This is a genomic window from Streptomyces globisporus, assembly GCF_003501885.1.
GTDB lineage: Bacteria > Actinomycetota > Actinomycetes > Streptomycetales > Streptomycetaceae > Streptomyces > Streptomyces globisporus_D.
Genome location: NZ_QWFA01000016.1, coordinates 39571 through 49703 on the forward strand (window position 1 = coordinate 39571; position 10133 = coordinate 49703).

11 protein-coding genes and 1 pseudogene are annotated in these 10133 nt (G+C 69.9%); 2 read left to right on the top strand and 10 right to left on the bottom strand.

Annotation, left to right across the window (positions count from 1 at the left end; genetic code table 11):
- Positions 1–33: 33 nt before the first annotated feature.
- A pseudogene (locus tag D3105_RS35985) lies at positions 34–393 on the bottom strand (GNAT family N-acetyltransferase); the annotation flags it as partial.
- On the opposite strand from D3105_RS35985, the gene D3105_RS35695 reads away from it, so the two are divergent.
- Complete coding sequence (locus D3105_RS35695) at positions 361–486, top strand: hypothetical protein (protein WP_276311779.1); 126 nt, start codon at positions 361–363, stop codon at positions 484–486. The pseudogene D3105_RS35985 and the gene D3105_RS35695 overlap by 33 nt on opposite strands.
- 839 nt (positions 487–1325) lie before the next feature.
- Here the strand turns inward: D3105_RS35695 and D3105_RS04895 are convergent.
- The 5 genes from D3105_RS04895 to D3105_RS04915 all read right to left on the bottom strand — a co-directional run bounded on the left by D3105_RS04895 (position 1326) and on the right by D3105_RS04915 (position 5153).
- A complete protein-coding gene (locus D3105_RS04895) occupies positions 1326–2222 on the bottom strand; it encodes an amino acid ABC transporter permease (RefSeq protein WP_118900333.1) in 897 nt (298 codons plus the stop codon).
- The gene (locus D3105_RS04900; RefSeq protein ID WP_006128632.1) at positions 2219–2863 is read right to left on the bottom strand and encodes an amino acid ABC transporter permease; all 645 of its coding nucleotides are present in this window, start codon (positions 2861–2863) and stop codon (positions 2219–2221) included. Before D3105_RS04900 ends, D3105_RS04895 begins: the two co-directional genes overlap by 4 nt.
- 17 nt (positions 2864–2880) lie before the next feature.
- Positions 2881–3810 (bottom strand): glutamate ABC transporter substrate-binding protein, encoded by a 930-nt coding sequence (locus tag D3105_RS04905; RefSeq protein ID WP_118900335.1) that lies wholly within the window; start codon positions 3808–3810, stop codon positions 2881–2883.
- A gap of 11 nt (positions 3811–3821) precedes the next feature.
- Positions 3822–4565 (bottom strand): amino acid ABC transporter ATP-binding protein, encoded by a 744-nt coding sequence (locus tag D3105_RS04910; RefSeq protein WP_118900337.1) that lies wholly within the window; start codon positions 4563–4565, stop codon positions 3822–3824.
- A gap of 147 nt (positions 4566–4712) precedes the next feature.
- Entirely contained in the window at positions 4713–5153 is a 441-nt protein-coding gene (locus D3105_RS04915) for a DUF6278 family protein (protein ID WP_118900339.1), read from the bottom strand.
- Positions 5154–5262: 109 nt separating this feature from the next.
- Here D3105_RS04915 and D3105_RS04920 point away from each other — a divergent pair, with 109 nt between their 5' ends.
- Positions 5263–6042 (top strand): SDR family NAD(P)-dependent oxidoreductase, encoded by a 780-nt coding sequence (locus D3105_RS04920; protein WP_118900341.1) that lies wholly within the window; start codon positions 5263–5265, stop codon positions 6040–6042.
- A gap of 36 nt (positions 6043–6078) precedes the next feature.
- Here D3105_RS04920 and D3105_RS04925 read toward each other — a convergent pair whose 3' ends face one another.
- The 4 genes from D3105_RS04925 to D3105_RS04940 form a co-directional block, all read right to left on the bottom strand.
- The gene (locus tag D3105_RS04925; protein WP_118900343.1) at positions 6079–6825 is read right to left on the bottom strand and encodes a Clp protease N-terminal domain-containing protein; all 747 of its coding nucleotides are present in this window, start codon (positions 6823–6825) and stop codon (positions 6079–6081) included.
- Positions 6826–6912: 87 nt separating this feature from the next.
- A complete protein-coding gene (locus D3105_RS04930; protein WP_118900345.1) occupies positions 6913–7692 on the bottom strand; it encodes an exodeoxyribonuclease III in 780 nt (259 codons plus the stop codon).
- Between the two features lie 42 nt (positions 7693–7734).
- Positions 7735–8388: an MBL fold metallo-hydrolase gene (locus D3105_RS04935; protein ID WP_118900347.1), complete on the bottom strand. Its 654-nt coding sequence runs from the start codon at positions 8386–8388 to the stop codon at positions 7735–7737.
- A 12-nt stretch (positions 8389–8400) separates the two neighbouring features.
- Positions 8401–9591 carry an alpha/beta fold hydrolase gene (locus D3105_RS04940; RefSeq protein ID WP_425315724.1) on the bottom strand — a complete coding sequence of 397 codons (1191 nt, stop codon included), beginning with the start codon at positions 9589–9591 and terminating at the stop codon, positions 8401–8403.
- Positions 9592–10133 lie beyond the last annotated feature (542 nt).

Genomic DNA, 10133 nt, shown 5'->3' on the forward strand with positions numbered 1-10133 from the left:
GACGGCTGTCTCCATCGATTCGCTTTCCTGACACCAGGTCAGCAGATGCTCCAGCAGCATGTCTCCGTAACCGAGACTCTGCTCACCGGGGTCGACGTTCAGGGAGAGCACATGAGCGACGGGCCCGTCCGGCCGGTGCAGCCGGTCCACCGTGTCGAAGCTCAAGGAGAGCAGGTCATCCGCACTGTCGATGCGCTGCGAGTAGACAACACCTCGAACAGCTCCCTCGGCTTCGACGACCAAATGCCCCACGGAGTTCACCAGTAGCCGCTGCCTGATCGTCTCTTCGGGGACTCGTAAGAGCTCGGGCCAGCATAACTCTTCCAACTCCATGAGTCGGGGCATGTCAGAGAGACGGGCATGACGAATGACAGCGTGGTGCGCGTGCAGCATAAGCCTGGTCAGACCTTCCCCCGCGTCCAGCACCTGCCGGTTGCCGGACGAAATCTGATTCCGCACTCAGAGCAGCGCGGTAAGAAAATTTGATGCGGCAGCCCGAATTCGCCCGAACTCACGCACAGTCGTACGCTGCCTTCAAGAAACCGAATCGGACTCGCAGAACCCCCTCCCATCGAACCCAAGGTTCACGATCCACGCAACAGAATCACGTAGCCGTCGGCAACGCTACCCGAGACATGTGCCTAGATCAACAAGCAGATGACGGTGATTCGATCAAGCCACCAAACGGAACATTGAACTCAGGGCAATGAGAGAGGATCACAGTCCGGACAGTGCACAAGTTGGCGCACCAGACCGGCGGCAATACCACCACATGCACCGCACACGTACCCAACTGGGATATCACCCATCATCATCTGGCGAGCTCGTGCATGGTTGGCGGTAGCGCGTCGAGACCTTGTCGAGCACGGCATCAGCCATCTGAAGAACTGGCGATCCCTCGCGCGGCACCACGGCCGCCGAGAACACATGAGCGGCATCATCCAGACCGTCGCCGGACTGCTCTCCCACCAGCAGGCCGCCACGATGGCCGGCGGTCGGACCTGGTCGTGCGCTGCTGACCCGGCCGCGGGGCCGACGCGCGGGCGAGCATCAGGAGCTGTCCACGGCCGAGCAGGCCGCCGTGCGGCAGGCTGATCTTCAAGCGGTACGGAGTCCGCTTCACCGATCCCCGGAGTCGGCACGTACCTCAAGCGCCGGGGGCTGACACTCCAGTGGCCCGGCAACCGGCCCGTCGAGCAGGAACCGTGGGCCGACCCGACCGGCGCGCAGCTGACCTTCTCCTCGCCCGGCACGGACCCGAGTCATCGCTCGGTCCCGCTGCGCGAGAAGTGATCACCGACTGCTGCCGGGCGGGCAGGACCCGGCTACTGCCCGCCCGGCAGCAGCGTCCCCGGTTCGGCCGGGGCGACCCCGACCGCTCTGGTCTTCAGGTTGCGCCGCTGCCGCTTGGCCACCCAGGTGGCGAACCACGAGAGCAGCATGCACATCCCGATGTAGATCGGCGAGATCACCATCACGACGGGGATGAAGGGAAGATCGTAGTCGAGATTCGACGCGATCAGCTTTCCGGCGTGGAGGAACTCCTCGTAGGTGATCAGATAGCCCAGTGAGGTGTCCTTCAGCGCGACCACCAGCTGGCTGATGATGGTCGGCAGCATCGCGCGTACGGCCTGGGGCGCCAGGACGTAGGTGGTGACCTGGGTCTTGCGCATGCCGAGCGCGTACGCCGCCTCGCGCTGGCCCCGGTCCACGGCGTTGATCCCGGTGCGGAACACCTCCGCGAGGACCGAGCCGTTGTACAGGGTCAGCCCGGCGACGAGGGCGGGCAGCGGCTGGACCTTCAGCGCCACGAAGATGAAGAAGATCATCACGAGCACGGGCATGGCCCGGAAGAACTCGACCAGCAGGGTGGAGATCCAGCGCAGCACCCGGTGTTCGGAGAGCCGGCCGACGGCGAGGACCGCGCCGAGCGCGAGTGAGAGGACCGCCGCGTACGCGAACGCCTTGAGGGTGTTGCCGAGCCCGCGCAGCAGCAGTTCCTGAATGCCCTTGTACTCGAAGGGCGTCCACTTCTGCGCGGTGAACTGGTCGGTGTCGAACAGCAGATAGACGATCCAGCCGAACAGCGCCAGGATCACCACCGTGGAGGCGATCCCGTACATCAGGTGCCGCCTGCGGGTCACCGGTCCGGGGATGTCGTAGAGCGCGGTGGCCTCGGGCGCCGAAGCCCGGGACGGCTTGCGGGTGAGGGTCTTGGTCATCGGGCGACTCCCCAGCGCTTCTCCATCACGTTGAACACCGCGCTGATGGTCAGAGTGATGATCAGGTAGCCGACGGCGATCCAGATGAAGGACCAGATGATGCTGTAGCCCAGTTCGTTGAGCGTCTTGTAGGTGCCGAGGAGTTCGGTGACGCTGAACGCCCCGGCGATGGCGGAGTTCTTCGCCAGCGCGATCAGGGTCGAGCCGACCGGCGGGATCACCGACCGGAACGCCTGCGGCAGGACCACGGTGCTCAGGGTCTGGCCGAAGTTCATGCCGAGGCTGCGGGCGGCCTCGCCCTGGCCCTTGGGCACGGTGTTGATGCCGGAACGCAACACCTCGCAGATGAACGCGGAGGTGTAGCAGCCGAGGGCGATGACGGCGAAGAGCTGGAACGGCAGGACGAGCCCGAAGCGGGGCAGGCCGAGCAGGACCGCGAAGAACAGCAGCGTCAGGGGGGTGTTGCGGAGCACGGTGACCCAGACCGTGCCCAGCACCCGGAAGGAGCCGACGGGCGCGACCCGGAAGGACGCCATCAGGAAGCCGAGGACGAGCGCCAGCGCCGAGGCGTAGACGGTCAGTTCGACGGTGCCGAGGAAGCCCTTGCCGTAGAGGGAGAAGTTCTCTGTCAGTACGTCCATGGGTGAGGCGCGTCCCCTCAGGTCGCCGGGTAGCGGTCGATGGGCGGCGGGGTCGGCGCGGGCGCTCCGGAGAGCCCCAGCGTCGCTTCGTACGCCTTCTTCCAGTTGCCGTTCTTCTCGTTGGCCTCCAGGGCGTCGTTGAGCGCGTTGCGCAGGGCGTTGTCGCTGCGCGGTACGCCGATGCCGTACGGCTCCTCCGAGAAGGGTTTGCCGACGACCTTCATCTCGTCGGGCGCCTTGGCCGCGAAGCCCAGCAGGATCGCGTCGTCGGTGGTGACGGCGTCGACCTGGTAGGTGAGGAGGTTGTCGACGCAGATCGAGTACGTGTCGTACGCGACGAGGGTCGCCTTGGGGTAGTCGGCGGCGATGCGCTGGTAGGGCGTGGAGCCGGCCGCGGAGCAGACGGTCTTGCCCGCCAGGTCCCGGGGCCCGTTGATGTCGTTCTCGTCGGTGCGCACCAGCAGTCCCTGGCCGGCCATGTAGTAGGGGCCGGCGAAGCCGACGAGCTTCTTGCGCATGTCGTTGATGGTGTAGGTGCCGACGTAGTAGTCGATCTGGCCGTTCTGCAGGGCCGTCTCGCGGTTGGCGGAGGCGATCGTGCGGAAGCGGATCGTCTTCGGTTCGAAGCCGAGCGAGGCCGCCATCATGCGCGCGATCTCGATGTCGAACCCGGAGTAGATCCCGCTCGCGGGGTCCTTCTCCCCCAGGTAGGGCTGGTCCTCCTTGGCGCCGACGATCAGATGGCCGCGCCGCTTCGCCTTGGTCCAGGTGCGGGAGTCGGGCAGTTCGAAGCCGGTGTCGACCTGGTACACGGGCAGGGCCTCGGCCTTGGGACCCTTGACCGGCGGGCTGCCGTCCTTGCCGCAGCCCGCGGCGAGTGCGGCGAGCAGGAGACCGGCCACGAGGGCGGCGGCCCTGCCCGTACGCGTGTTCCTCGTACGCAACATGGAATCCCCCCTCAGTGCTTGAGGATCTTGGACAGGAAGTCCTTGGCGCGGTCGCTCGACGGGGCCGTGAAGAAGTCCTCCGGGACGCGGTCCTCGACGACGCAGCCGTCGGCCATGAACACCACACGGTTGGCGGCGGAGCGGGCGAAGCCCATCTCGTGGGTGACGACGATCATCGTCATGCCGTCCCGGGCCAGTTGCTGCATGACCTCCAGGACCTCGTTGATCATCTCCGGGTCGAGCGCCGAGGTCGGCTCGTCGAACAGGAGTGCCTTGGGGTCCATGGCCAGGGCGCGGGCGATGGCCACGCGCTGCTGCTGGCCGCCGGAGAGCTGGGCGGGGAACTTCTCCGCGTGGGCGGCCAGGCCGACGCGGTCCAGCAGCTCCCGGGAGCGCTTGTCGGCCTCGTCCTTCTTGCGCTTGCGGACCTTGAGCTGCGCCAGCGAGACGTTGTCCAACACGGTCTTGTGGGCGAAGAGGTTGAACGACTGGAAGACCATGCCGACTTCGGCACGGAGCTGGGCCAGGCCCTTGCCCTCCTCGGGGAGGGGTCTGCCGTCGATCGTGATGCTGCCGGACTCGATCGTCTCCAGCCGGTTGATCGCCCGGCACAGGGTGGATTTCCCTGAGCCGGAGGGGCCGATGACCACCACCACCTCCCCGCGGCCGACGGTGAGATTGATGTCCTGAAGTACGTGCAACTCCCCGAAGTGTTTGTTGACGTCCCTCAGTTCGATCAAAGGATCGACGGCCATGCGCTGCCCTACCCACTTGTCGCTGTGTCGAGGTCAGCGCAAACTATCCATCGCGAAAAGGGACTTCGCACCCGACACGCGTAAATGGCGCAAAAGGCTTTTTAACTGGATTAGGCGAGGGGAGCGGGCAGCTCACCGGCGCCCCGCTCAGTTCTCGGCGGACTCCGCGTACACCTGGGAGAGCTCCGGGCTGCCCGCCATCGCCCAGTCGAGCCCCGCCGAGACGACGTCGATCTCCCGGCCGGACTCCAGCCGCACCACGGGCTGACCGCTCGGCCAGATGTCCCACGCGGCGCCAGGCACCGTCCGCACGATCACCGTGCCGAGGTAGAGGCCGGCGTCGTTGCCGAGCCAGGGCAGTTCCTCGGGGTCGTCGCGCCAGCGGGGCGGCAGCTGGTCGAGCGCCACCAACGAGGCGGGGGTGTCGTCGAGTTCGAGTCCTTGCTGCCCCGCCCGGACGCGCAGCAGCTCGCATTCGGCGAGCAGCTCGGCCACGCCGTCGGGGTCCGTCTCGACGGCGGCGGCGAGCGTGCTCGACTGCGTACCACCCTGACGCTTACGCCAGTTGTCCAAGAAAGGGATGTTCATACCACTAGGGTCCCATCCCGGCCAGGTTCCGCACCACAGGGCGCGCGGCGTTCACCGGTCCCCCACCCCGCCCCGACCGGAGAGCCGAGCGCATATCTAAAGTGCGTACATGAGTGCACAGACCTACGTCTCGGAACTGTTCTCGCTGGAAGGCCGGGTGGCGGTGGTCACCGGAGGCAGCTCCGGCATCGGCCGGGCGATCACCGGCGCCCTGGCCCGGGCCGGCGCGAGCGTCGTCGTGGTGGCCCGCCGGGAGGCCGAGCTGCGGGCGACCGTGGACGAGCTGACCGCGGAGGGCTGCCGGGCGGCCTGGGTGAGCGCGGACCTGAGCACCGCCGAGGGGGTCCGCGTGGGGGCGGAGGAGGCCGCGGCGGCGTTCGGGGAGCCGGACATCCTGGTGAACTGCGCCGGAGTCAATCTCCGCCCGCCGATGACCGAGCTCGGCGAGGACGTCTGGGACACCACGATGGCGGTGAACCTGAAGGCGCCGTTCCTGCTCGGGCAGCGGTTCGGGCCGGGCATGGCCGAGCGGGGGTACGGGCGGATCATCCACATCACGTCGCAGCAGGCGCACCGGGCCTTCGTGAGCAGCGGCGCCTACGGGGTGTCCAAGGGCGGCCTGGAGTCGCTGACCCGGTCGCAGGCCGAGGCATGGTCGCCGCACGGCGTCACCGTGAACAGCCTGGTGCCCGGGTTCGTCCTGACTCCGCTGAACGCGCGCCTCCAGTCGGATCCGGAGAAGGTGGCGTCGCTGGCCGCCCGGACGATGGTCGGCCGCAACGGGCTCGCGGAGGACTTCGCCGGGGCCGCGGTGTTCCTCGCGGGGCGCTCCTCGGCGTACGTCACCGGGCAGTCGTTGTTCGTGGACGGCGGATTCTCGGTGCACTGAGACCGCCGTCCACGTGGCGCGGGGCCGCGGTGGAGCTCAGGGGTTCTGCTGGCGGAGGGCCTGGGCCGCCTCGCCCACCGCCCGCTCCACCGCGGCGGACGCGGCCTCCTTGTCCAGGCCGAGGCCGGTCAGCACGCCGGAGCCGTCCTCGAACTCCAGCAGGGCCAGCAGGACGTGCTCGGTGCCCACGTAGTTGTGGCCGAGCCGCAAGGCCTCGCGGAAGGTCAGCTCCAGGACCTTGCGGGAGTCCGGGTCGTACGGGATGAGCTCGGGCACCTCGCCCACCGGGGCGGGCAGCGCCGCGGTCGCCGCCGCCCGCAGGGCGTCCGGCTCCACTCCCTGCCCGACGAGGACACGAGCGGCGATGGCCTCGGGCTCGGCGAGCAGACCGAGGATCAGGTGGGCGGGGACGATCTCGGCGTTCCGGGCGGCCTGGGCCTCGCTGTGGGAGGCGACCACCACGTTGCGGGCGCGCGGGGTGAAGCGGTTGAAGCCCTCGTTCGGGTCGAGGTCCGATGAGCCCTCGGCCTTCTTGGGCACGAAGCGCTTCTGGGCGGCCTGCCGGGTGACGCCCATGCTCCGGCCGATGTCGGTCCAGGAGGCGCCGGAGCGGCGGGCCTGGTCCACGAAGTGGCCGATGAGGTGGTCGGCCACGTCGCCGAGGTGGTCGGCGGCGAGGACCGCGCCGGAGAGCTGCTCCAGTGCGTCGTCGTTGGTCTTCTTGATGGCCTCGATCAGATCGTCGAGGCGTACGGAAGGGGTGACGGGAAGAGGCTGCGTCATGTGACAACCGTAGGTTGACACTCAGGGAGTGTCAACCTTGGGTTGTCACGCCGTCCGCAGCCTCTCGCCCGCCGTGCTCCACCCTGCTCAGAGGTCGAGGTCGACGACCACCGGGGCGTGGTCGGACGCACCTTTGCCCTTGCGCTCCTCACGGTCGACGTAACTGTCCTTGACGGCGGCGGTGAACGGGGCGTTGCCGAAGGTCAGGTCGATCCGCATGCCCTTGTTCTTGGGGAACCGCAGCTCGCGGTAGTCCCAGAAGGTGTAGGCGCGGTCGTACTTGAGAGGGCGGGGGTGGACCTCGCTCAGGCCCTCCGCCTCCAGGGCCGCGAGGGCGGCGCGCTCGGCGGGCGTCACATGCGTGGCGCCCTCGAACAGCGCCGGGTCCCAGACGTCCTCGTCGGTCGGCGCCACGTTGAAGTCGCCGAGGACCGCGAAGGGCAGGGCACCCGCGGCGTCCGCCGCCACGGCCTTCCGCAGGGCCTCCAGCCAGCGCAGCTTGTACGCGTAGTGCTCGTGCTCGACCTCGCGGCCGTTGGGCACGTACACCGACCAGAGGCGCAGCGGGCCGCAGGTCGCCGAGATCGCGCGGGGCTCCTGCACGCCGTCGTAGTCCGGGCCGCCCGGCAGCCCGGTGACGACGTCGGTGAGGCCGACGCGGGAGAGCAGCGCGACCCCGTTCCACCGGCCCGTGGCGTTGACGGCGGATTCGTAACCCGCCTCGCGCAGGGCTTCGGCGGGGAACTGCTCCGCCGTGCACTTGGTCTCCTGGATGCACAGCACATCGGTGCCGCTGCTCTCCAGCCAGGCCAGAAGCCTCGGCAGCCGGGCGGTGATCGAATTGACGTTATAGGTGGCGATGCGCATGGCAGCCAACCTAGCCGCTCCCACTGACAGCGGCCGCCGGGCTCACAGCTCGGTGGTGCCGCCCGGGGCCAGCCGGTCGTGGTCCGCGCCACCCAGGGCCCCGATCTGGTTGTCGTAGATCGGGCGGGCCAGATCGGTCAGCAGGGCGTCGTGGACGTCGATGGCGCGCCGCGGCTTCACCTCGCGTACGTAGTCGATGACCTCGGAGATCTTGCTCCAGGGGGCCATCACCGGCAGCAGCAGCGTGTCCACGGGGCGCTCGGGGACGGTGAGCGCGTCGCCGGGGTGGAAGACCGAACCGTCCACGAGGAAGCCGACGTTGGTGATCCTCGGGATGTCCGGGTGGATCACCGCGTGCAGCTCGCCGTGCACGGTGACGTCGAATCCGGCGGCGGAGAACGCGTCGCCGTCACCCACGGTGTGCACCCGGCCCGGGAAGGCGGCCGAGAGCTGCTCGGCGACGCTGCGCAGCGTCCAGATCTCGGCCGCCGGGTTGGCCTCCAGGCCCGCGCGCAGCCTCGCCTCGTTGAAGTGGTCCGGGTGCTCGTGCGTCACCAGCATGACGTCCGCGCCGAGCGCCGCGTCGTCTTCGGAGAAACCCCCGGGGTCGATGACCAGGATGCGCCCCTCCTTCTCGATCCGGACGCAGGAGTGGGTCTTCTTCGTGAGGGTGAGTGCCCCGGGCGATGCGTTCATGGCCCCATCCTGCTACGCGGGCGGCATGGTTTCCTCCTGGATCACCTTCTGCGCCACGGCGAAGGCGGCTCCGGCGGCCGGGATGCCGGAGTAGACGGCGGTCTGGAGGAGAACTTCCTTGATCTCGGCGGGCGTCAGACCGTTGCGCAGGGCTGCCCGGGTGTGCGCGGCCAGGCCCTCCAGGTGGCCGGAGGTGACGAGCGCGGTGAGCGTGATGACGCTGCGGGTGCGGCGGTCGAGGCCGTCGCGGCTCCAGACCTCGCCCCAGGCGTACCGGGTGACCAGCTCCTGGAAGTCCTCGGTGAAGGCGTCGGCCGTGTCGTTCACCGCGTCGACATGGGCGTCCCCCAGGACTTCACGGCGGACCTTCGTACCCTGCGCGTGCCGGTCGTCCGAGGTCGGCGCGAGGGTGTCGGGCGTAGCGGCGGCCGGGGCGATCTCGGCCACCGGGACGAACGGCGTGCTGGGGGCGGCGGGCGCGGTGACGTGGGGCAGCACGGGGATCGCGGCCGAGGTGTCCTGCTGCCAGGCGCTGGAGAAGTGCATCAGCAGCAGGTCGCTGACGGCGGCGGGCTGCTCGACGGGCGCGAGGTGGGAGGCGCCGGGGACGAGCGCGAGGCGGGCGTCCGGTATCCCGGCGACCAGCGTGCGGGCCTCGGCGGGCCCGGTGACCTGGTCCTCCGCCCCGACCAGCACCAGGGTGGGGACGCCGATCCGGCCGAGGGCGCCGCGGATGTCGAACGCCGCGAGTGCCTCGCAGGCGGCGATGTAGCAGCCGGGGTCGGTGGTGCGGACCATCTGCACGGCCCATTCCACGATGGCGGGCTGTGCGGCGGCGAAGCCGGGGGTGAACCAGCGCTCGGGCGCGGTGCGGGCCATCGGCTCCAGGCCGTTGGTGCGGACGATCACCCCGCGCCGGCGGAACTCGTCGGCCGTGCCGAACCGGGGCGAGGAGGCGACGAGCGCCAGCGAGGCGACCCGGTGCGGGTGGCGCAGGGCCAGGTCCGCGCCGATCGCCCCGCCGATGGAGCAGCCCGCGTAGCCGAAGCGCTGGACGCCCAGACCGTCCAGCGTCGCGAGCAAGCGGTCGCCCAGCTCGGCGACGGAAGCGGCGGCGTGGGCGGGCGCGCCGCCGTGGCCGGGCAGGTCGTACCGGAAGATCCGCCAGTGCTGGGACAGCTCGGGGATCTGGCGGTCCCACATGTGCCACGTCGTGCCGAGCGAGGGCCCGATGACCAGGACCGGGGCGTCCTCGGGCCCGTCGAAGCGGTACTGAAGGGTCCGCGGGGCGGCTGCCGCCGCCTGCACGCTCTGCGGGGCGGACGGCGCCTGCGGACCGGGGGAGGCGGCGTGCCGACCGGGGTCGGCCTGCGCGGCCTGGGGTACGGGGGTGGCGTGCGGGCCGAGTGCGGCGGCCGGAGCTGCCTGCGGGCCGGGGACGGTCTGCGGGCCGGGACCCGGCCGGCCGGCCTCGGCGGACTGCGGCGCGGAGGCGGTGTGCGGCGGCTGCGGGGCGAACGGGCCCTGCGGGGCCGGCGGGGCGAGCGGCGTCCTGTCCGGTTGCGCGGCCTCCGGGAAACCGGGGGCTCCGCCGCCGAGCGGCGGGTAGGGGTCCGGGAAGGAACCCGGGGCGCCCGGCACGGGCACGGCGTCCGGTCCCTGGTGCGGGGCCGGAACCGCCTGGTGAGGCGCTCCGGGATGCGGGGCGGGCCCACCGGGGTGGGGGGCCTGCACGGGCTGCGGGG